We start from the raw sequence: 20,643 nt of genomic DNA on the forward strand, positions 1-20,643 counted from the left end.
GTCACTTAGGGAATTTTCTTAAGGCATCACTCACGGTGGCAATCGCACGCTCGGATCGCATCAACCGGCAGCGCGGCTCGAAGTCGGGCGCGAAGGCCGCGACACCGAACCCCCGCCGCCAACGGCTGATGCGGGACATCGCGCTGATCGCGATCGCCCCGCTGCTGCTCTACCTGCTGGTCTGCCTGGTCACGTTCTCCCCGGAGGATCCGGGCTGGTCGCACTCGGGGAGCGTCACTGCGCCGCTGAACAACGCCGGCGGCAGGGTAGGGGCCTGGACCGCGGACGTGCTGCTTTACCTGTTCGGCTACGTGGCCTACCTGCTGCCCGTCATGTTGGGCGTGGTGGCCTGGATCGCGCTATTCGGGATGGACAGCGACGGCGACGGGGACGCCGACCTGGGGCCGGCGTTGCGCCTGGTCGGCATCGTCGGCTTCCTGGTGGCCGCCACCGGGTTGCTGGCGCTCAGGATGCCCGGCGTCGCCGACCTGTCGGCGGGCGGAGGCGGCATCCTGGGGCGCCTGGTCGGCAATTCGCTCAATGCCGGGTTCGGCGCGGTCGGCGGCAACCTGTTCCTGCTCGCGCTGTTGCTGGTCGCGATCACCCTCGCCACCGGCTTGTCCTGGCTCGGGGTCATGGATGCACTGGGTCGCTGGACGCTGGCGCTTCCCGCGCTCATGCGCCGTCTGCTAGGCAAGGCCGCCGAAAAGCGCCAGGCGCACGCCTATCGCGAGGAACGCATCGAGAGCCGCAAGGTCGACACCGAACTGCGGGCCAAGCGCGCGCCGGTGAAGATCGAGCCGCCCGCGCCGGCGCAGGTCGAGAAGAGCGAGCGGGCCAAGCGCGAGCAGCAGATCCCGCTGTTCCATGTCGGGGACGGCACCGGCATCCCGCCCCTGGCCTTGCTGGACGACCCGAAGCCGCAACCCAAGGGTTACAGCCAGGAGACCTTGGAAACGCTGTCGCGGCAGATCGAGTTCAAGCTCAAGGACTTCCGCATCGACGCCGAAGTCGTGGGCGCCTACCCCGGCCCGGTCATCACGCGCTTCGAGCTCGAACCGGCGCCCGGCGTCAAGGTCAGCCAGATCAGTTCGCTGGACAAGGACATCGCACGCGGCCTTTCGGTGAAGTCGGTGCGCATCGTCGACGTGATCCCCGGGAAGTCGGTGGTGGGCCTGGAAACGCCCAACACCCACCGCGAAATGATCTACCTCAGCGAATTGCTGCGATCCAAGGAGTACGACAAGTCCGGCAGCCCGTTGACGCTGGCCTTGGGCAAGGACATCGCCGGCAGGCCCACCGTCGCCGACCTGCAGCGCATGCCGCACCTGCTGGTCGCCGGCACCACGGGCTCGGGCAAGTCGGTCGCGGTCAACGCCATGGTGCTCAGCCTGCTGTACAAGGCCTCGCCCAAGGACGTGCGCATGCTGATGATCGACCCGAAGATGCTGGAACTCAGCGTCTACCAGGGCATCCCGCACCTGCTCGCCCCGGTCGTGACCGACATGAAGGAGGCCGCCAACGGCCTGCGCTGGTGCGTGGCCGAAATGGAGCGCCGCTACAAGCTGATGTCCGCCGTCGGCGTGCGCAACCTGGCCGGCTTCAACAAGAAGGTCAAGGACGCCAAGGACGCGCGGCAGCCGCTGCTCGACCCCCTGTTCAAGCCGAACCCGGAGTCCAACGAAGTGGCGCAGCCACTCGAGACGCTTCCCCACATCGTCGTGATCATCGACGAATTCGCCGACATGATGATGATCGTCGGCAAGAAGGTCGAGGAGCTGATCGCGCGGCTGGCGCAGAAGGCCCGCGCTGCGGGCATCCACCTCATCCTCGCCACGCAGCGGCCGTCGGTCGACGTCATCACCGGCCTGATCAAGGCGAACATCCCGACCCGGATCGCCTTCCAGGTATCCAGCAAGATCGACTCACGGACCATCCTCGACCAGTCGGGGGCCGAGACGCTGCTGGGACATGGCGACATGCTCTACCTGCCGCCCGGAACCGCGCTGCCCGAGCGCGTCCATGGCGCCTTCGTGTCCGACGAGGAAGTGCATCGCGTCGCCGAGCACCTTAAGCAAAGCAGCCCTGGCAACGACTACATCGAAGGAGTCCTCGACGACGTCCAGTCGATGGGAGATGGCGTCGTCGTCGGCGCGACAGGATTGCCCGAAAGCGACGGGGCAGGGGACGAGGGAGATCCGCTCTACGACGACGCGGTGCGCGTGGTCACCGAAACCCGCAGGGCCTCGATCTCGGGCGTCCAGCGCCGGCTGAAGATCGGCTACAACCGCGCCGCGCGCCTGGTCGAGGCCATGGAGGCCGCGGGCGTGGTCTCGCCCCCGGAGCACAACGGCGATCGCACGGTGCTCGCGCCGCCGCCGCCCCCGAGATGACTGGCTGTCCGCCCTTCCGAAACTGAATCGCCAGCGGTGGCCGAGCGTTTGGCACGAAGCGCCGTGACCCCGCATTCAGCATCGACTTCCCAGACTCCCACCCATTCCCTGAAAGACTTAGGAGCCCAACGATGATCGCCTGGACCCGCTGGATCCTGATTTTCGCCACCTTGCTCGCCGGTACCGCGTTCGCCGGTGCCCGCGAGGACCTCGACGGCTTCACCAAGGGCCTGAAGGGCCTGGACGGGCGCTTCGTGCAGCAGGTGTTCGATGCCAATGGCAAGCTCAAGGAGACCTCGAGTGGCCGCGTCGCGCTGTCGGCTCCGCGCCTGTTCCGTTGGGAGTACGTCAAGCCGTACCCGCAGCTGATCGTCGCCGACGGCCGCAAGGTCTGGGTCTACGACCCCGACCTGCAGCAGGTCACCGTGCGCCCCCAGGGCGTGGAGGAGGAAAACAGCCCCTTGGCTGCCCTGATCGATCCCGCGCGCCTCGATCGCGACTTCAACGTCCGCGAATTGGCGAGCAAGGAGGCCGGCCTGGCCTGGTTGGAGCTGACCCCGAAGCAGCCGGCGGACGCCAGCTTCCAGAGCGCCAGGCTGGGATTCGACAAGGCGGGGCTGGCGCGCATGCAGGTCGTCGACGCCCTGGGCCAGCGCACCCAGATCAGCTTCAAGGGATGGAAGAAGAACCCGGGATTCGCGCGCAGCACGTTCAGGTACGCGCCGCCCAAGGGCGTCGACGTGGTCGGCGAGGGCTGAACAAGCGGCAGGGGAGGGCCCGCGCGGCACCCTGACCCGTTCTACACAGCCAACGCGTTCTGATGGACGAACGCCAAGGATGATCCCGCCATGCCGCGCACTCGTTCCCCCATCGCCAGTGTCCTGCTGATCGCCATCGTGACCTGCGCCATGGGCTCGGTGGCCGCTGTCCAGCAGCCCCGAGCCGAGGCCCCGAAGCATATCGAGGCCAAGCCCACGCGAGCGCTCGGGCAGCCCGAATCCCGCGCCGAAGGCGACGAAACGCTGCAGAACGCCGTCGCATCCGCCGTGGTCGGGGTCCTGACCGAGCAGTTCGGCGGGCGGCGAATCGCGGTGAAGCTCGATAGCACCGAGGCGGAGATCGCCAGCATCCGCGACCGCGTCGTCTCTGGCGAGGGCCGGGTGCAGATCGGTTCCGACCAAGAGTGGATCGGGTTTCGCTACCGCACCCTGTACGACACCCAGGAGGGCAGTGCAGGGTTCCCGCAAGTCACGCTCGGCGGCACCAGGGCGACGGCGGAACGGACCGTGCCCAACGATTCGGGCCTCGTCCGCGAGCTCGACCGCCAGGTCGCCGCGCAACTGGGACGGGAATTCGTCGGTCAATCCGTCGCCCTGAAGATCGATGAAGTCACCACCCACGAGACCGGCAAGCGTTACCTGCGGTTCGACGGCGCCGGCCTGGCCAATTTCGGCCGTGAAGGCAGCACGCCCGCCCGCATCGACGCCCTCTACGATCGTGCCGAGAAGGCATGGCTGCGTGTCAATTACGAACTGGGGCCTGCCGCCGTCCTGCAGGACGAGCACAGCATCGCCGGCAACTAGGCGCTTCCCTACACGTAGGCCTCCAGCGTCGGCAGGATGACTCGGTCTTGGTAGTGTGTGCGGACCCCAGGTTCGAGCTCTCGTGGCCAAACCAGATTTCCCATCTCCCGGCGAACCCGCACACGACCTCCTGAGCGTCGATCGCGAGGCCTTGCGCCCGTTGGCCGAGCGCATGCGTCCGCGGACGCTGGATGCAATGGTCGGCCAGCGGCGGCTCCTCGCCCCTGGATCTGCGTTGCGACAGTCCGTCGAAGCAGGGCAGGTGCATTCGATGGTGTTGTGGGGCCCGCCAGGTTGCGGAAAGACCACGCTGGCGCTGCTGCTCGCAAACTATGCCGACGCCTCGTTCCACGCGATCTCGGCCGTGCTCTCCGGATTGCCGGAAGTCCGCAAGGTACTCGCGGAGGCCGCGCAGCGATTTTCGCAGGGCCGGCGAACGGTGCTGTTCGTGGACGAGGTGCACCGCTTCAACAAGGCGCAACAGGATGCCTTCCTGCCGCACATCGAGCGCGGCAGCATCCTGTTCGTCGGCGCCACCACGGAAAACCCCTCGTTCGAACTGAATTCCGCGTTGCTCTCCCGGTGCCGCGTCCACGTGATGGAAGCGGTGTCGGTCGACGACATCGTCGTTGCCTTGCACCGGGCACTGGGGGATGCCGAGCACGGACTCGGTGGCCGGGGGCTTGAAGTCTCCGAGCCGCACCTGCGAATGATCGCGGAGGCAGCGGATGGCGACGTCCGGCGGGCCTTGACCTTGCTGGAGATCGCCTCCGAGATTGCGTCGGAACAGGACGGCAAGGGCCGCCGGCAAATCACCGAGGCCACGTTGCACCAGGTGCTTGCCGACCGCACGCGTCGGTTCGACAAGGGTGGCGACCAGTTCTACGACCAGATCTCGGCGCTGCACAAGTCGGTACGCGGCTCGAATCCCGACGCCGCGGTCTACTGGCTCGCGCGGATGCTCGATGGTGGTTGCGATCCGGGTTACCTGGCGCGCCGGCTGACGCGCATGGCGATCGAGGACGTCGGCCTGGCGGATCCGCGCGCCTTGGCCATGGCGATCGAATCGTGGGAAGCGTACGACCGGCTCGGCAGCCCCGAGGGCGACCTGGCGCTGGCGCAACTGGCGCTGTACCTGGCGAGCACGGCCAAGTCCAATGCCGCATACCGCGCCTTCGCCGCCGCACGCAGCGACGTCGAGGAGTACGGCACGCAGGATGTCCCGATGCACCTGCGCAATGCACCCACCAGGCTGATGAAGGACCTCGGCCATGGCAGGGGTTACCAGTACGACCACGATGCCGATGGCGGCGTCGCCCTGGACCAGGCGGGGTTCCCGGAGGCCATGGGCGAACGCATCTATTACGAGCCCGTCGAGCGGGGATTGGAAATCAGGCTGAAGCAGAAGCTCGACGAGCTGCGTCGCCAGCGCAAGCGTTCCCGGCAGGCGCCGCCGTAAGATGCGGGCCATGGCGCGTTACGCGAACGATCGAAGATGATCCCGGGACTGTGGTGGCAACAGTTGCTGCTGGTCATGGCGGGTGGCGCGCTGGGTGCCGGAGGACGGTTCTGGCTGAGTGGCTGGCTGCTTCGCCATGCCGGCGAGGGCTTCCCCTGGGGCACGCTGGCGGCCAACCTGGTCGGCTCCTTTGCTGTCGGTTATCTCGCCATCTGGCTCGAGGATCGCGGCCCGGCAGCGCTCTACTGGCGTGCCTTCCTGATCGTCGGGATCCTGGGCGCGCTCACGACCTACTCGGCACTGATGCTCGAGTGCCTGCTGCTGGCGCGGAGCCAGCGTAGCGGGGCGGTGGTGGCCTACCTGGGCGTGAGCCTTTTCGCAGGGTTGGCGCTGGTCTGGGTCGGCGCCCGCCTGGCGGGTGCCATGCGCCCGCCGTTCGGCTGACCCTTTGCGGCCAGCGTCCCCTTGGTCGCCAAGTCAGGGTCGCTGGCGGATCCAGCCGCGAATTGCGGCCATGGCGTGCCAGTCGTATCCTCGATGGCGCGGCGCGGGTCGCGCCAGGCGGGGGAGCAGGCGATGCGAGTTCTCGTAGCGGGATTGATCGGGGGCATCCTCGTTTTCGCCTGGGGTGCGCTGGCGCACATGCTGCTGCCGATTGGCGAAATGGGCTTCAGGACGGCCGTCGGGCAAGAGAGTGCCATTTCGGCGATCCAGGCCTCGGCAGAGCCTGGTGATGGCGTTTACATGCTCCCGGGCATGTCACCCGAGCAGTGGCAGGACGAAGGCCAGCGAGCCGCATTCATCCAGCGCTACGAGAGCAGCCCGTACGCCTTCGTGGTCTACCGCGCGGATGGCAATCCCGCGATGGCCAGCATGGGACCGAGTCTCGTGAAGCAGTTCCTGTCGGTGTTCGCAGGCGCCGTGCTGATGGCCTGGATCCTGTCCTCCATGGCCTCGGGATTCGGAAGGCGTGTCCTGGTCGCCGGGTGTCTTGGCCTGTTCGCCTGGTTGGCCGTCAGCGTCCCGTACTGGAACTGGTACCGATTCCCGACGGATTTCACCTTGGCCGCGCTGGTCGAACAGGTGGTTGGCTGGACGCTGGGCGGCGCCGGTGCCGCGTGGTGGCTTGGGCGCAGACGAAAGGGCTAACAAGCCTGCGTTTGGCGAGTGAAGGGAGCTCGGTGGTTTCCGAGGCCAACAGACTCAGATCATTTACTTCGCATAATGCATATTATGTAATTAATTAGCCCTGGAACCGGCGCGTCTTCCCTATATCCCTTCGCCGCAAGAATCGAAACACGGCCGGGATCACCAGCATAGATAGCAAGGGCGCGGTCAGCATGCCGCCGACCATCGGTGCGGCGATGCGCTGCATGACTTCGGAACCGGCGCCGGTTCCGATCATGATCGGCAACAGTCCGGCCAGGATCACGGCGACCGTCATCGCCTTCGGTCGCACGCGCAGCAGCGAACCTTCGTGGATGGCGGTGTCCAGCGCCTCCTCGTCGGCTTCCGGATCGAGTTCACGTTGCCGATCCCAGGCCTGCTGCAGGTACAGCATCATGATGATCCCGAACTCGGCGGCGACGCCGGCCAGGGCGATGAACCCGATCATGGTCGCGACCGAGATCGCGTGGCCAAGCAACCAGACCAGCCAGACCCCGCCGACCAGGGCCAGCGGCAGGCTGAGCATGATCGTGAGCGTGTCGTCGAGGCGGCGGAAGACCAGGTAGATCAGCAGGAAGACGATGCCGAGGGTCGCCGGCACCACCAGCTTAAGGCGTTCCACTGCCCGCTGCAGGTATTCGAACTGCCCCGACCAGTCGAGCGTGTAGCCCGGCGGCAGGTCGATCCGATCGTCGATGGCGTCCTGCAGCGCCACCACCTGTCCGCCGAGGTCGCTGCTGGCGGTATCGACATAGATGAAGGTCGCCAACTGGCCGTTCTCGCTCTTGAGCATCGGCGGCCCGCCGCTCAGCCCCACTTCGGCCACCTGCCCTAGCGTCAGCTGGCTGCCGTCGTCGGCGACGATGGGCAGCGCGCGCAAGGCCGCCAGCGAATCGCGCTGGGTGCGCGGATAGCGCAGCACGATCGGATAGCGTTCCAGCCCTTCGACGGTCTGGTCGATCGGCGCGCCGCCCACCACCATCGCGATCAGCGATTGCAGCCGGGCCTGGCTCAGTCCGTAACGCGCCGCCGCCTCGCGGCGGATGCGGATGTCGACGTAGCGCCCGCCTTCGGCGCGATCGGACACCACCGAAGTCACGCCGGGAACCTCCCTGGCCACGGTTTCGATCCGGGATGCCAGCCGCTCCAGTTCGGCCGTGTTCGGGCCGAGCACCTTGATCCCGATGGGACTCTTGATGCCCGTGGCCAGCATGTCGATGCGGTTGCGGATCGGGTACACGAACAGGTTGGTCAACCCCGGCACCTTGACCGCAGCGTCGAGTTCGGCCTTGAGTTTGTCGATGGTCATGCCGGGCCGCCACTGGTCCTTCGGCTTGAAGGTAACGGTGGTCTCGAACATCGTCAGCGGCGCCGGATCAGTCGCCGAATCGGCGCGTCCGGCCTTGCCAAACACGTGCTCGACCTCGGGCACGGTCTTGAGCATGCGGTCGGTCTGCTGCAGCAGTTGCGAGGCCTTGCCGGCGGACAGCCCGGGCAGCGCGGTGGGCATGTACAGCAAGGTGCCCTCGTTGAGCGGGGGCATGAACTCGCTGCCCAGCCGACTCCACGGCAGCAGCGCCGTCAACAACACCAGCCCCGCGACCAGCAGCACGGTCTTCGGCGCGCGCAACACCCAGGCCAGCAGCGGGCGGTAGGCCGCGGTCAATACGCGATTGACCGGGTTGGCGTGCTCGGGGCGGATGCGGCCGCGCACCAGGTAGCCCATCAGCACCGGGATCAGGGTGATCGACAGCCCGGCGGACGCGGCCATCGCATAGGTCTTGGTATAGGCCAGCGGCTTGAACAGGCGGCCCTCCTGGGCGCCCAGCGCGAACACCGGCAGGAACGACAGCGTGATCACCAGCAGGCTGACGAACAGCGCCGGGCCGACCTCGGCGACGGCGGTACCGACCAGGGCCCAGCGTTCGTTCGCGTCCGGTTCGTCGCGGTCCGGATGCGCGTGGTTCCAGGCTTCGATGTGCTTGTGGGTGTTCTCGATCATCACCACCGCTGCATCGACCATCGCGCCGATCGCGATCGCGATGCCACCCAGCGACATCAGGTTGGCGCTGACGCCCTGGAAGCGCATCACGATGAAAGCGACCAGCACGCCCAGCGGCAGGGTGATCACCGCCACCAGCGAGGAGCGCAGGTGCCACAGGAACAGGGCGCAGGCCAGCGCGACGACGATGAACTCCTCGATAAGTTTTTCCGAGAGGTTGTCGATCGCGGCGCGGATCAGCTCCGAACGGTCGTAGGTCGGCACGATCTCGACGCCTTCCGGCAGGCTTTGCTGCAGCTCCTGCAGCCGCGCCTTGACCGCGTCGATCGCGGCCAATGCGTTCTTCCCCGAGCGCAGCACGATCACGCCGCCGGCGACCTCCCCTTCCCCGTCGAGTTCGGCGATGCCGCGGCGCAAAGTCGGGCCGCGACGGATCTGCGCGACCTCGCCCAGCAGGACGGGCACGCCGCCGACACCCGTCATCACCGGAACGGTCTCGAAGTCCTCGCGCGAGGCAAGATAGCCTTCGCTGCGCACCATCAGCTCGGCCTCGCCCTGCTCGATCACCGAGCCGCCGCTGGCGCCGTTGGCGTCGCGGATCGCGCTGGCGACCTGTTGCACGGTCAGTCCGCGGGCGGCGAGTGCCTGCGGGTCGACCACGACCTGCCAGGCACGCACCATGCCGCCGATGCTGGCGACTTCGGCCACGTCGGGCACGGTCTTGAGGCGATAGCGCAGGAACCAGTCCTGCAGCGCACGCAGTTCGCCGAGGTCGTGCTTGCCGCTGCGGTCGACCAGGGCGTACTCGTAGATCCAGCCCACGCCCGTGGCGTCCGGCCCGAGCGCCGGGTTGACGCCCTCCGGAAGGCTGCCGCGCACCTGACTGAGGTACTCCAGCACCCGCGAACGCGCCCAGTAGGGATCTGTGCCGTCTTCGAACAACACGTACACGTACGAGTCGCCGAAGAACGAGAACGCGCGCACCGTGGTCGCCCCTGGCACCGACATCATCGTCGTCGCCAGCGGATAGGTGACCTGGTCCTCGACGATCTGCGGCGCCTGGCCCGGCCAGCTGGTGCGCAGGATGACTTGGGTATCGGACAGGTCGGGCAGCGCGTCGAGCGGGGTGCGCGCGACCGCGATGACGCCGGCGATGGCAAGCGCCGCGGCCGCGAGCAGCACCAGGAAGCGGTTGCCGATCGACCAGTGGATGATGCGCGCGATCATCGTGGACGTTCCCGCGGCTGCGGTTTTTCGGAACCATCGCCCTGCATCCCGGACATTGCACGCCAGTCATCCTGGCCGGCGGGCTTTGCTGCATCGGCGGCTGGCGGCTTGGAAGGCTGCAGCGCTGGCATCTCCATGCCGGCCATGTCTCCCCTGCCCTGCGTGGGGTCACTTGCAGGCTGCTCGGGACCGGTCAGGCGTTCCAGCGCACCCGACAGGCTGGCCTCCGAGTCGATCAGGAACTGGCCCGACACCACCACGCGTTCGCCCCCCTGAAGGCCGCGCAGGATTTCGGTCTTCCCGCCGGCTGAGCGGCCGGTGCTGACGCGCACCGGGCGGAACCGGCCCTCCCCTTCCGCCACGATCACCCGGGCTTCGCTGCCCGTTGCGATCAGGGCTTCATCCGGCACCAAGGGCCTCGCCTGGCCCCCAGTGCCTGCAAACTGCAGGTCGGCAAACATGCCCGGGGCGAGACGATGGTCGGGGTTGTCGAGCACGATCCGCGCAATCTGCGTGCGCGTGCCGGCTGCAACATTGGGCAGCAGGGATTCGACTGCCCCGTCGAACGTTTCCCCGGGGAACGCGCTGACGCTGGCTTGCACCTGCGTCCCCGGCAGGATGCCGGCCGCCTGCGCCTGCGGAATCGCCGCCTCGACCCAGACCGTGTCGAGCCCATTGACCGTCATCAACGGCATCCCGGCTTGCACCCGCTGTCCCTGGCGGACCTGCAGCAGGCTGACGATGCCGTCGGCCGGCGCGCGCAGCACCACGCGCGGATTGCCGCCGCGCAGGCTGCGGATCTGGGCGTCGTCCATGCCCAGCACGCGCAGGCGGTTGCGCGCAGCGCCCTGCAGGGCACGGGCATCGGCCGAGTCGGCGCGGCCCAGGGCCAGGAATTCCTGCGCGGCTGCGCTCCATTCCGGCGCCACCAGTTCGGCCAGCGCCTGGCCGGCACGGACGGACTCGTAAGGCGCGCGTACGTACAGCTTCTCGATCACGCCATCGGCGCGGGCGCTGATCTCGTAGGCCGAGCGCAGGTCCCAGGCGATGCTGCCCGGGACGCGCACGCCTGACGACAGCGTACCAATCTCGACTTTTGTGGTGCGCATGCCGAGGTTCTGCAGCGTTGCCGCCGCCACCTGCACCGTGCCCGCATCGTCGGCGCCTGCTTCGCCGTCGGGGTACTTCGGCACCAGCTGCATGTCCATGAACGGCGATTTGCCCGGCTTGTCGAACTGCTTGTCCGGATACATCGGGTCGTACCAGTACAAGGGCTCGCGTTCGGCAGTCGTTTCGGCTTCGGCATATTTCGGCACCAGCTCCAGGTCCATGAACGGCGACTTGCCGGGCTGGTCGAACTGCTTATCCGGATACATCGGGTCGTACCAGTACAACACCTCTTTTTCTGCGGAACCGGACGACATGGTCGAAACCGCATTGCGCTGGGTCCCCAGCCAGTAGGCCGTGCCGGCGACCGCGACCAGTGCGGTCAAGGCGCCCAGGGCGATCACGACGGTCTTCGATGGGCGGTTCATCGCACGGTCTCCGGAATGCGGGCATCGTTGGTGTCGGAGGCAGGCAGCAGATAGGCCAGGTCGGCCCAGGCCTGCCCCCATTCGGCGAGCACGTCGGCGTAGTCGATGCGCAGGTCGATCTCGTTGCGTCGGGCGTCCAGCCAGGCCTGCAGCGGTGCGCCGCCCGAGTACGCCGCCAGCGCCGTGCGCGTGCGGTCGTGGTTGAGTGGCAGCAACTCGTCGCGATAACGCCGGACCTGGCGCGTGAGACCCGCCCAGTCGGCATAGCGCTTGCGCACGTATTCCGCTTGGATGCGCCGGGCGTCGTCGCGGGTGGCACGGACGGCCTCGCGATCCGCTGCGCGGGCGCTGATCCCGCGGTCCTGGCGGTTGCGCGTGAACAACGGTAGTCCGACGCCGATCTCCAGCCAGACCACGTCCGACGCGCCGTCACCGCGTTGCGCGAACCCCGCACCGATGCTCCAGTCCGGGCGCGTTTCCGCCTGCGCCAGCACGACGGCCGCGTCGGCTGCCGCTTCGCGCGCGTCCCATGCGAGCAGCGCGCCGTGGCGATCCAAGCTGGCCAGCAGCCGCGCTTCGGATAAGGGCGGCTCCGAGAAATCCGGTGCCGCCGCCATAGACCGCGCGGGCATTTCGCCCAGCCAGCGCGCCAGCCCCGCGCGTGCCTGCTCGATGCGCGCTGCGGCGTCGTCGAGACGATTCTCCAGCTCGAGCTCAGTGCTGCGCGCGGCTAGCACGTCGCTGGCCGAGCCGCTATCGCCGGACAGCCGCGCCCGCGTTGCACGCACCGCGAGCCCGGCTTCGTCGCGCAGTTCCTGCAGCAAGGCATGCTCGCGCTCGGCGGCCCAAAGCGCCACCCAGGCCTTGGCGGCTGCGCGCTTCACCTCCAGCACGGTGGCGACTGATTCGGCATCGGCGCGGGCCAGCGCCGCCTCGGCCGATTGCCGTCGTGCCGTGCGCTTGGCCCGCGATGGCAGCGCCTGGGTCACGCCGATGCGGCGCATCGTCATCCGGTCTTCGCTGACGGTGAAGGCCTCGGGCCCGCCGATGGGGAAATTCTGCACGCCGAACACGAGCGAGGGATCGGGCAAGGCGTCGGCCCGGGCGAGTTCCTCGGCGGCCGCGACGCGGGACGCCTCGCGCGCAAGCACCAGGGGCGCGTGTTCTGCGGCCGCGCTTACGGCCTGGTCGAGTGACAGTTCCTGGCCGGCGGCGCGGGCCGGCAGCGTGGACAGCGACCCCAATGCGGCGATGATCAGGCTTGGAAACAGCGTAGCCAGGCGCGGGCGGCGTGAGCCGCTCACAGGCATGGGCATGGAATGGATGAACATGAAGGACTCCGGACACACGGACACGAATGCGACCGCCACTGCAGCGCAGGGCGGAGCGTCGGGGTGTGTGGGAGTCCTAGATCAGCAGGCTGCAGTAGCGCAATCGCGGCGGTGGGTCGGAGCGGTCGATGGCGACCCTCTGCGCGCAATCCGGGTGCGGATCAGCTTGCGCGGCAGGCCAAAGCAGCGCGACCGACGCCGGAAGGGCCAGCGGCGGCACCGAAGGCGCCGCATGGTCGAGCACGATCGCCTGGTCCGGCGCGCAATGCTTAGCGCAGAGCGCAGGCGATTCCATGGCCCGCTCCATGCCCATCGCACTGCAATCCTCGACCATCACCACCGGATCGGCCGGCATGGTGGGCAGGGCGCAGGCGTAGGCCGCCATCGCCACCTGCTGGAACAGCAGGCTGAGGACGATGGCGACCACGCGCAGGCGTCGGCGGGATTCTATGCGCACGACCCGATCCTAGCACCCGTGCTCATGGCGCGCTTCGGCTTACTCATCACGCCTGCCTTCCAGATCTTCGATCAGCACCTTCATTTCATCAATCTCCCTGCGTTGCGCCTCGATGATGCTGTCCGCCAGCTCACGCACGCGTGGGTCGGAGATGCGGGCGCGCTCGCTGGTCAGGATGGCGATCGAATGGTGCGGGATCATCGCCTTCATCCAGGACACGTCATCCACCGTCTGTTGGCTCCTCACCAGCCACAGCGCCACGGCGAAGGCGGCGACGCTGCCCAGCAGGATGAAGGCGTTCCGTTTCTTGTCCTCGTACATGCCCAGCATGAAGAGCAGCATCACCACCGCCATCGACGCGCCCATGACCACCGCCATCCAGGCGCGGGTCTGGCTGAAGAACAGGTGGTCCATCGCATAGGTGTTGAGGTACATCAGGCCGAACATCACCAATGTCGACGTGGCGATCATGGCGGCGAACTTGGCGTACTTGGACATCGGCTGGACTCCTTTGGACAATGGGGAATGCAAGATTCCTTGCTGGGGGCGGCGTGAGCCGCGAACACGGGCCGGCGCGCCTGCCCTACGGAGCCGGCGGGCCGTGTCGGGCATAGGCATGCGTGGTGCCATCCACCGACACGACCTCGACGGTGTAAGGCTGCACGGTGCCATCGGGCGATTCCATGCCCGGGGAACCGATCGGCATGCCGGGCAAGGTCAACCCACGCGCGTCGGGGCGTTCCGCAAGCAATCGTTTGATGTCCTCCGCCGGGACATGGCCTTCGACGAAATAGCCGTCGATTTCAGCGGTATGGCAGGAACCTTTGCCGAAAGGCACGCCGAGGCGGGACTTCACCGGCTCGAGGTCGTCTGACTCACGCACCTCCACATGGAAGCCGGCGTCGCGTATGTGCTCCACCCATGCGCCGCAGCAGCCGCAAGTCGGGCTCTTGTGCACCACGACGTGGGGCAACGCAGCATCGCGCGACGCCGGGATCAGCACGCCAGGCGGCGAGCGCATGGCGGTTTCACGGGCGTCCATGCGGGGTGCGGCCTCGGCTCCGGCGGCGGCAGCTACCGCTTCAGAGGACGATCTCGGGGGCTGAGAGCAGGCCGTCACCGCGAAGACCAAGGCGACCATGCCAGCAAACGGAATGGGGCGGGGAGTATTCATGCGTGACTCCTATTTCTTCGGTCGCGAGGACCAGTGGATGTGGACGATGCGCCAGTCGTCCCCGCTGCGCCGCAGCACCATGGTCTCGGTGCTGAGCAGGGTCAGCGCCTTGCCGTCCTTCGTCGCGTGCAGCTCGCTTTCGCTGCCGATCCAGACCGTGTCGCCGTCGCGGCGTGCGGTGCGGCGCAGCAGCTGGCTGTGGGCATTCTTTAGGAAGGCTGCGTCACTGATGGCGTGGTGCGAAAGGTATTCCTGCCGGCTGTGCTCGGCGCCGCCGGATTCCAGGATCAGCACGTCGCTTGCCAGCAGGGTTTCGACGCCCTTCATGTCCCCCGCCTTCAGCACTCGACTGAAGCGGTCGGAGATATCCACCGCATCCCTGGTGTTGGCGGGGACATCAATGACTGGCGCAGCTTGCACGGGTTTGGGCGCGTGGGAATGCGGCGTCGACTTCGATTGCGCCTGCACGGACGTGCTCAATACCAATGCGAGCGCGAAGGCGGGCAGGATTGGATTGAAGATCCTCATGGTCTTGACTCCTGGGTTCAATGCTGGTGGTCGTGGCCGTCGTTGGCTGGCGATGTCGGTTCGCTGGGGTGGCTTTCCACCGTGCCGTCCGCGTGGCGATGGGTGGTCATGCCGGCCTTGGCCGGTCGCGCCGGAGAGTCGTCGTGCGCGAGTGTGCCGGGTGGATGCGGGTGGTTGTCCGATGTGGATGCCGGCATGTCGCCGTGGTCCTTGCCCTGCCCCGCCGCGTGGTGGTCCTCGGCGACGCCCGGGCCGTGGGCATGCGGCTTGGTTTCTCCCCCGCCGTGTTCGTGGCCGCCGCTGCTTTCGACCAGCGCCTGGTATTGGGCGGGCGTCATACCGGGCAGCGCCTGCAGGAAGGCCGCCATGTTCCAGATGTAGACGTCATCCATGCTCCTGCCCCAGGCCGGCATGCCAGTCGCCTTGATGCCGTGCTTGATCACCCAGAAGGCTTCCGCGGCATCCACCCGCTCGCGTGTCAGGTTGGGCGGCGCCGGGTACAGGCCCTGGCTCAGTTCGGTATCGCCCATGCCCGGCGCGAGGTGGCAGCCCATGCACATGGCGTTGTAGTTGCCGGCCCCCTGGCGGATGCGCCCTTCGTCCTGCAGGTCGACGGGAACTTCCAGTTTGCCCGCACGCGCGGCGATCGAACGCTGGCGCATCTTCTCCATGACGGCATAGGTCGCCGGCAGGTGGGGATCGTCGGCGCCGACGTTGTACGCCCCCGACCAGACGAATCCGGCGACGGCCACCAGGCCCACTCCCAGCAAGAGCACGATGGCAAGCATCGTCGTCTTGATTGAGTCACGCATGTCGATCTCCCGTCAGAACCAGATCCGCAGGCCCGCCACGAAGCGGGTTTCGTCGATGTCTTCCCCGTCCAGTCGCCGGTAACGCGCGGTCTTGCCGAAAGCGCGCTCGCGGACGAGGCCGATGTAGGGGGCGAACTCACGGCGCAGGTGGTAGCGCAACCGCAGGCCCGCCTCGACCGTGCCCAGGCCCGAACCAATGCCGCGCGCCGGATCGTCCTTGCCGTGGAACTCCACTTCCACCAGCGGCTGCAGGATCAGTCGGTTGGTCAGCAACAGTTCGTACTCGACCTCGAACCTGGCCGCGGTCTGGCCGCGTTCGCCGACGTACGCAGTGGCCTCGACCTCGAATTTCTGCGGTGCCAGGCCCATCACGCCGATCGCCGCGTAACTCTGTGCGTCGGCCGGCCTGAAATCGTGGCGCCCGCCCGCGACCAGGTCCCACCAGCGCGAGATGCTGCGACCGTAGAGAACCTCCAGTTCGGCGGCTTCCGTATGCCCTCCCACGCGCTCGCCCTCGCTGCGCAGCCAGAGCCGGTTCAAGTCTGTGCCGATCCAGGCCTGGGCTTCCCAGGCCAGGCCGGTGCCCTCGTCCGCATCCCAGGCTTCGAGCCGGTCCAGCAGCCAGTAGGAATGCACGGCGGTGTCATGCACGGCGTGCCCGGCGACATCGGGGAAGGCCGCGCGGCGGTCGGCATCCGTGACGACCGGGATCGGCTCGCGTGGCGAGGCAAGCGCGCCGGCCATCCCACCGTGGTCCATGCCGGAATGATCCATGCCGGAGTGGCCCATCGCGGAATGGTCCAGGGGCACATGGTCCATTGCATCGTGGTCCACTGCGGATTCCTCCGGGGGGTCCTCTGCCATTTGCGCATGGTCCATGCCGGAATGATCCATGTGCGCCCCCTGCTCCCCGGGACCGTGTGCATCCACGACTGCCTGGGATGCGGATGGCTGCGGCGGGTTTGGCGCCTCGTGTCCCATCGCCGCGTGGTCGACCGCCTGCGCACCAGCCGTGGGAGGCGCCTTCGCGGGCGTCGCCGCCTTGGGCTTGGCTTTGGGCACTGGCGTTGTCTGGGCCGGCTTCGCTGGTTGGGTGGGCTTTACCGGCTTGGGCATGGCGTGCCCCGCGTGTTGTGCCGCGACCGGCGACGCCACGAGCGCCAGCGCGATCACGCTGGCCAGGGCCGCGGGATGCAGCTGGATCTTCCTGGCGTGGTTCATGCGCGTTCCTCCACGCGGACTTCCCGGAACATGCCGGCTTCCATGTGGTACAGCATGTGGCAGTGGTAGGCCCAGCGACCCAGCGCGTCGGCACGCACGCGGTAGCTGCGCTTGGTGCCCGGCGGCATGTCCACGGTGTGCTTGCGGACCATGAACGCGCCCTGCTCGTCCTCGAGGTCGCTCCACAGGCCGTGCAGGTGGATCGGATGCGACATCATCGTGTCGTTGACCAGGACGATGCGCAGTCGCTCGCCGTAGTTGAGGCGCAACGGCTCGGCGTCCGAGAACTTGATCCCGTCGAACGACCAGGCGAATTTTTCCATGTGTCCCGTCAGGTGCAGTTCGACGGTGCGCCCGGGCTCGCGGCCATCTGGATCGGCGAAGGTGCTCCTCAGGTCGGCGTAGGCCAGCACCTTGCGGCCGTTGCCGCGCAGGCCGATGCCGGGGTCGTCAAGCTTCGCCGTCGGCGACATGGTCTGCATGTCCACCAGTGGATTGCCGGCTTCGCTGGCCGGGTGCGACTGCATACCCCCGGCGCCGTGGTCCATGCCGGCCATCGATGCACCCGGCATCGCCGGCATGTCGTGGCCCGCGTGCGCCATGCCCGGCATGTCATGGCCCTCGTGGTTCGCACCGGGCTTCGCCTGCCCGCTGCCGTTGACCGACATCCCGCCCATGTCGTGGTCCATGCCGCCATGCCCCATGCCGCCGTGACCCATGTCTGCCATGGTCAGGATCGGGCGCGGGTCCAGGTCAGGCACCGGCGCGCGCAATCCCTCGCGCACCGCGAGCGTGCCGCTGACGTGGCCGGTGCGGCCCGTGTCCTGCGCGAAGATGGTGTAGGCGTCCTGGCCGCTGGGCTCGACGACGACGTCGTAGGTCTCGGCGACGCCGATGCGGAACTCGTCGATGCTGACCGGATGCACGTATTGCCCATCGGCCGCGACCACCGTCATCTTCAAACCGGGGATACGGACGTCGAAATAGGTCATCGCCGAGCCGTTGATGAAGCGCAGCCGGACCTTTTCGCCGCTGCGGAACAGCCCCGTCCAGTTGCCCAGTGCGGTCGTGCCGTTCATCAGGTAGGTGTAGGTATTGGCGTTGACGTCGGACAGGTCGGTCGGCGTCATCCGCATCTCGCCCCACATCAAACGGTCCTGAACGGTCTCGCGCAGGCCGTCGTCGCTCACATCGCGCAGGAAGTCCCCCACCGTCCGCTTGGCGTAATTGTCGTAATCCGACATCTTCTTCAGGCGCGCGAACAGGTCGGTCGGATCGAGGTCGGTCCAGTCGGTCAGCAACACGACGTAGTCGCGGTCGAAGGCGAAGGGTTCCGGTTCGATCGGATCGATCACCAGCGCGCCGTACAGGCCGGCCTGTTCCTGGAAAGCGGAATGGCTGTGGTACCAGTAGGTGCCGCCCTGCTTCACGTCGAAGCGGTACTGGTAGGCCTCCCCGCGGTGGATGCCGTCGAAGCTCAGGCCGGGCACCCCGTCCATGTCGGCCGGCAACAGGATGCCGTGCCAGTGGATCGACGTCTGGTGGCCATGAATGGAACCTGCGGGCAATGCATTGGACACGCGCAGGTTCACCGTCGTGCCCTCGCGCCAGCGCAGGATCGGCGCCGGGATCGTCCCGTTGACGGTGATGGCCGGCCGCGTACGGCCGGTGAAGTTGGCCGGGGTCTCGCCGATGACGAGGTCGAAGTCGGTACCCGACAGGACGTTGCCGTTGCCAAGCGATGGCTGGGGCTGCGCGAAGCCGCGCTGCGGCCAGAGGCCGAGGCCGGCGATCGCGCCGCCTGCGGCCAGGCCCTGGACGAAACGGCGCCGGGACGGTTGCAGCGGTGCGCCGGGCACACGGCCGAACGAATGGGATGACATGGGGAACTCCTGGATGGGATCAGCGTCGATTGCGCGTGCGCAGGAAGGCGCACGGTGCCTGGGCAGGCGTGGGCCGGAAGCCCTGCGCAGCGCAGGTCGAAGGGCGCCTGCAGGCGCCGGGGACGCTTAGCCGATGGGAGGTCGGATCAGGTGTGGCAGGACCGGTGCCGGGTGCGCGGAAACCAGTGGTCGTACGGCACTGCCAACGATCGCCGCGAACGGGGCGCGGGCCGGCATCTCCACGACGGCCACCGCACCGTGCACGCAGGCGCAGCGGCAGCTGCCCGCGTCGCAACAGTCCGAACCGGCGAGGTCGCGCGGATGCTCGCCGCCACGCGCCGAAAGGTCGTCGCCGCCGGCGAACATCGAATGATGGACAGCCGGCATCGACCGAACTGGCGCCTGGGCACTCCCCCCGTCGTGGCAGGCAGGCTGCGTCTCCAGTTGCGCGGAGTCACCGGCCGTGGCGCCCATTCCAGCGTGCACGAACGCGAACGCGTTGCCGGGCCCGTTCAGGACGAGGCCGACCAGGAGCAACAAATGCAGGAGGATTGCGGGAGGGCGCATGCCCCTGAAATGGTACATCAGGCCCGTTACCACATGGTCAATCCGGTGGACCCCGTCGATCGGGACGGATGCGGGAGCCAGCCGCCCCGCTCATCTGGGCGTGCCACGCTTGCAGGATGCGGGTTCGGTCGTTAGAATTTCGCGCTTTCCGGCCGTGGGGCCATAGCTCAGCTGGGAGAGCGCCTGCATGGCATGCAGGAGGTCGGCGGTTCGATCCCGCCTGGCTCCACCAGATTCCGGTCCTTGTTCGGGCGGGAATCGCAAGTTCGGCGTCACTTCATCACCTGTCCCCATCGTCTAGAGGCCTAGGACACTGCCCTTTCACGGCGGCAACAGGGGTTCGAATCCCCTTGGGGACGCCATGCACCATACGCCCGCGCAAGCGGGCGTTTTTCTTTCAGTCGATCGAAAACGCAAGCCGAGCGACACGGAGGCATGGAATGGAGGCAATAAAAAGCCCGCGCGCGGCGGGCTTTTCGATGAACGGTCCGGATTTCGCCTAGAAGCCCGTGGTGGGGGTCGGCGCGGCCAGGCTGGAGTCGCGATTGGCGATCTCGGTCCAGCTGACCTCGGTTCCCTTGCGATGGCCCTTTTCGACGAGCTTCAGGCCGTCGGGATCGATGGTCAGGGTGTAAGCCTTGTCGCCGATCTGGATTTCGCGCTTGAGTGCCTTGTCGAGCTTGGTGGTCATGGATTCACCTTTGTCTGCGGCTGGGATTTCCCCCCGATCCTAGCATTGGCGCGGCCTCCAGCCCACTAAGGGTCTTCTCCGAGCTGCCCTCCCCGGGACCTGCCGCTTCCGGCCAGGGAGGGCTCTCGGGAGCCGCGTCGATGGGCAGCAGAGTCGCCACGCCGTGCCCCCGTTCAGCCAGGAACTGGAGCCACTTGCCCAGGAACGTGTTCATCCGCATCCGATGGTCCAGCACCTCGGCCGGCGGTGGGTACATTCCGATGACGTCCTGCCAGCGCCTGCCCACGTAGCAGTGGGTGGCTTCCAACTGGCCGGCGTCGCGGTAGAGCCGCAGGAAGGCCGACGGATCCGGTTCCCCGGTCTGGGGATCGCGCACGTCGTACGTCAGCCGGATCTCGGCCGTGTAGGGGTGCTGCGCGAGCACCTGCAAGTGGACGTCGAGGTTGTCGCCGATGCTCGACACGTAAAGCCCCGGCTGCAATAGACCCGGCGCGAACAGGCGAGCCAGCCGCGCATGGTTCTCCGCGTACAACCCCATCAGCCAGCCGAAGCGGCTTAGCTTGGGGAGTCGTAACGCATTGCGTGCGGAGACCTTTTGCATGCGTTGATGCTA

Annotated in this window: 18 protein-coding genes, 2 tRNA genes and 1 pseudogene; 8 read left to right on the plus strand and 13 right to left on the minus strand. The window is 67.5% G+C overall.

The window, feature by feature from the left end; genetic code table 11:
* The first annotated feature begins 59 nt into the window (after positions 1 to 59).
* The 6 genes from ABD970_RS08755 (at position 60) to ABD970_RS08780 (ending at position 6,584) form a co-directional block, all read left to right on the plus strand.
* Positions 60 to 2,393, plus strand: a complete 2,334-nt coding sequence (locus ABD970_RS08755; RefSeq protein ID WP_345295693.1) for a DNA translocase FtsK — start codon at positions 60 to 62, stop codon at positions 2,391 to 2,393.
* A 131-nt stretch (positions 2,394 to 2,524) separates the two neighbouring features.
* On the plus strand, positions 2,525 to 3,151 hold the full coding sequence (gene lolA, locus ABD970_RS08760) for an outer membrane lipoprotein periplasmic chaperone LolA (RefSeq protein WP_345295107.1): 627 nt from the start codon (positions 2,525 to 2,527) through the stop codon (positions 3,149 to 3,151).
* Between the two features lie 90 nt (positions 3,152 to 3,241).
* Positions 3,242 to 3,976: a hypothetical protein gene (locus ABD970_RS08765; protein ID WP_345295108.1), complete on the plus strand. Its 735-nt coding sequence runs from the start codon at positions 3,242 to 3,244 to the stop codon at positions 3,974 to 3,976.
* A 172-nt stretch (positions 3,977 to 4,148) separates the two neighbouring features.
* Positions 4,149 to 5,435, plus strand: coding sequence for a replication-associated recombination protein A (locus tag ABD970_RS08770; protein ID WP_345295694.1), 1,287 nt, complete (start codon positions 4,149 to 4,151; stop codon positions 5,433 to 5,435).
* Positions 5,436 to 5,471: 36 nt separating this feature from the next.
* A complete protein-coding gene (gene crcB, locus ABD970_RS08775; protein WP_345295109.1) occupies positions 5,472 to 5,879 on the plus strand; it encodes a fluoride efflux transporter CrcB in 408 nt (135 codons plus the stop codon).
* A gap of 132 nt (positions 5,880 to 6,011) precedes the next feature.
* Entirely contained in the window at positions 6,012 to 6,584 is a 573-nt protein-coding gene (locus ABD970_RS08780; RefSeq protein ID WP_345295110.1) for a hypothetical protein, read from the plus strand.
* 94 nt (positions 6,585 to 6,678) lie between these two features.
* Here the strand turns inward: ABD970_RS08780 and ABD970_RS08785 are convergent, their stop codons facing one another.
* From ABD970_RS08785 to ABD970_RS08835, 11 genes are all read right to left on the minus strand, one after another.
* Positions 6,679 to 9,831: an efflux RND transporter permease subunit gene (locus ABD970_RS08785; RefSeq protein ID WP_345295111.1), complete on the minus strand. Its 3,153-nt coding sequence runs from the start codon at positions 9,829 to 9,831 to the stop codon at positions 6,679 to 6,681.
* Positions 9,828 to 11,366 (minus strand): efflux RND transporter periplasmic adaptor subunit, encoded by a 1,539-nt coding sequence (locus ABD970_RS08790; protein ID WP_425563071.1) that lies wholly within the window; start codon positions 11,364 to 11,366, stop codon positions 9,828 to 9,830. The genes ABD970_RS08785 and ABD970_RS08790 overlap by 4 nt, the downstream gene beginning before the upstream one ends.
* Positions 11,363 to 12,697, minus strand: a complete 1,335-nt coding sequence (locus ABD970_RS08795; RefSeq protein WP_345295112.1) for a TolC family protein — start codon at positions 12,695 to 12,697, stop codon at positions 11,363 to 11,365. Before ABD970_RS08795 ends, ABD970_RS08790 begins: the two co-directional genes overlap by 4 nt.
* Before the next feature lie 76 nt (positions 12,698 to 12,773).
* Entirely contained in the window at positions 12,774 to 13,154 is a 381-nt protein-coding gene (locus ABD970_RS08800) for a hypothetical protein (RefSeq protein WP_345295113.1), read from the minus strand.
* A 39-nt stretch (positions 13,155 to 13,193) separates the two neighbouring features.
* Positions 13,194 to 13,652 carry a DUF305 domain-containing protein gene (locus ABD970_RS08805; protein WP_345295114.1) on the minus strand — a complete coding sequence of 153 codons (459 nt, stop codon included), beginning with the start codon at positions 13,650 to 13,652 and terminating at the stop codon, positions 13,194 to 13,196.
* An 85-nt stretch (positions 13,653 to 13,737) separates the two neighbouring features.
* A complete protein-coding gene (locus tag ABD970_RS08810) occupies positions 13,738 to 14,295 on the minus strand; it encodes a DUF411 domain-containing protein (RefSeq protein WP_345295115.1) in 558 nt (185 codons plus the stop codon).
* Positions 14,296 to 14,337: 42 nt separating this feature from the next.
* The gene (locus ABD970_RS08815) at positions 14,338 to 14,856 is read right to left on the minus strand and encodes a YybH family protein (protein WP_345295116.1); all 519 of its coding nucleotides are present in this window, start codon (positions 14,854 to 14,856) and stop codon (positions 14,338 to 14,340) included.
* Between the two features lie 17 nt (positions 14,857 to 14,873).
* Entirely contained in the window at positions 14,874 to 15,668 is a 795-nt protein-coding gene (locus tag ABD970_RS08820; RefSeq protein WP_345295117.1) for a c-type cytochrome, read from the minus strand.
* Between the two features lie 12 nt (positions 15,669 to 15,680).
* Positions 15,681 to 16,889 carry a copper resistance protein B gene (locus ABD970_RS08825; RefSeq protein WP_345295118.1) on the minus strand — a complete coding sequence of 403 codons (1,209 nt, stop codon included), beginning with the start codon at positions 16,887 to 16,889 and terminating at the stop codon, positions 15,681 to 15,683.
* Positions 16,886 to 18,772, minus strand: coding sequence for a copper resistance system multicopper oxidase (locus ABD970_RS08830; protein WP_345295119.1), 1,887 nt, complete (start codon positions 18,770 to 18,772; stop codon positions 16,886 to 16,888). The genes ABD970_RS08825 and ABD970_RS08830 overlap by 4 nt, the downstream gene beginning before the upstream one ends.
* A 126-nt stretch (positions 18,773 to 18,898) precedes the next feature.
* Positions 18,899 to 19,339: a CopL family metal-binding regulatory protein gene (locus ABD970_RS08835; RefSeq protein ID WP_345295120.1), complete on the minus strand. Its 441-nt coding sequence runs from the start codon at positions 19,337 to 19,339 to the stop codon at positions 18,899 to 18,901.
* 156 nt (positions 19,340 to 19,495) lie between these two features.
* Between ABD970_RS08835 and ABD970_RS08840 the strand changes: the two genes are divergently transcribed.
* Both ABD970_RS08840 and ABD970_RS08845 read left to right on the plus strand, forming a co-directional pair.
* A tRNA-Ala gene (locus tag ABD970_RS08840) sits at positions 19,496 to 19,571 on the plus strand.
* 54 nt (positions 19,572 to 19,625) lie between these two features.
* Positions 19,626 to 19,701: transfer RNA gene (locus ABD970_RS08845), tRNA-Glu, on the plus strand.
* A gap of 137 nt (positions 19,702 to 19,838) precedes the next feature.
* On the opposite strand, the gene ABD970_RS08850 is transcribed toward ABD970_RS08845, so the two are convergent.
* Both ABD970_RS08850 and ABD970_RS08855 read right to left on the minus strand, forming a co-directional pair.
* Positions 19,839 to 20,030: a hypothetical protein gene (locus ABD970_RS08850; protein ID WP_345295121.1), complete on the minus strand. Its 192-nt coding sequence runs from the start codon at positions 20,028 to 20,030 to the stop codon at positions 19,839 to 19,841.
* 109 nt (positions 20,031 to 20,139) lie between these two features.
* Positions 20,140 to 20,631, minus strand: a pseudogene (locus tag ABD970_RS08855) (DUF1249 domain-containing protein); the annotation flags it as partial.
* Between the last annotated feature and the right edge of the window lie 12 nt (positions 20,632 to 20,643).

This window comes from Luteimonas vadosa (genome assembly GCF_039543545.1).
GTDB classification, from domain to species: domain Bacteria; phylum Pseudomonadota; class Gammaproteobacteria; order Xanthomonadales; family Xanthomonadaceae; genus Luteimonas; species Luteimonas vadosa.

Coding starts and splice junctions, on each gene's coding strand:
- crcB (WP_345295109.1), top strand. CDS start 5,472: ATGATCCCGGGACTGTGGTGGCAACAGTTGCTGCTGGTCATGGCGGGT.
- ABD970_RS08835 (WP_345295120.1), bottom strand. CDS start 19,339: ATGCGCCCTCCCGCAATCCTCCTGCATTTGTTGCTCCTGGTCGGCCTC.
- ABD970_RS08795 (WP_345295112.1), bottom strand. CDS start 12,697: ATGTTCATCCATTCCATGCCCATGCCTGTGAGCGGCTCACGCCGCCCG.
- ABD970_RS08780 (WP_345295110.1), top strand. CDS start 6,012: ATGCGAGTTCTCGTAGCGGGATTGATCGGGGGCATCCTCGTTTTCGCC.
- ABD970_RS08850 (WP_345295121.1), bottom strand. CDS start 20,030: ATGACCACCAAGCTCGACAAGGCACTCAAGCGCGAAATCCAGATCGGC.
- lolA (WP_345295107.1), top strand. CDS start 2,525: ATGATCGCCTGGACCCGCTGGATCCTGATTTTCGCCACCTTGCTCGCC.
- ABD970_RS08770 (WP_345295694.1), top strand. CDS start 4,149: ATGCGTCCGCGGACGCTGGATGCAATGGTCGGCCAGCGGCGGCTCCTC.
- ABD970_RS08820 (WP_345295117.1), bottom strand. CDS start 15,668: ATGCGTGACTCAATCAAGACGACGATGCTTGCCATCGTGCTCTTGCTG.
- ABD970_RS08790 (WP_425563071.1), bottom strand. CDS start 11,366: ATGAACCGCCCATCGAAGACCGTCGTGATCGCCCTGGGCGCCTTGACC.
- ABD970_RS08785 (WP_345295111.1), bottom strand. CDS start 9,831: ATGATCGCGCGCATCATCCACTGGTCGATCGGCAACCGCTTCCTGGTG.
- ABD970_RS08810 (WP_345295115.1), bottom strand. CDS start 14,295: ATGGTCGCCTTGGTCTTCGCGGTGACGGCCTGCTCTCAGCCCCCGAGA.
- ABD970_RS08825 (WP_345295118.1), bottom strand. CDS start 16,889: ATGAACCACGCCAGGAAGATCCAGCTGCATCCCGCGGCCCTGGCCAGC.
- ABD970_RS08765 (WP_345295108.1), top strand. CDS start 3,242: ATGCCGCGCACTCGTTCCCCCATCGCCAGTGTCCTGCTGATCGCCATC.
- ABD970_RS08805 (WP_345295114.1), bottom strand. CDS start 13,652: ATGTCCAAGTACGCCAAGTTCGCCGCCATGATCGCCACGTCGACATTG.
- ABD970_RS08830 (WP_345295119.1), bottom strand. CDS start 18,772: ATGTCATCCCATTCGTTCGGCCGTGTGCCCGGCGCACCGCTGCAACCG.
- ABD970_RS08815 (WP_345295116.1), bottom strand. CDS start 14,856: ATGAGGATCTTCAATCCAATCCTGCCCGCCTTCGCGCTCGCATTGGTA.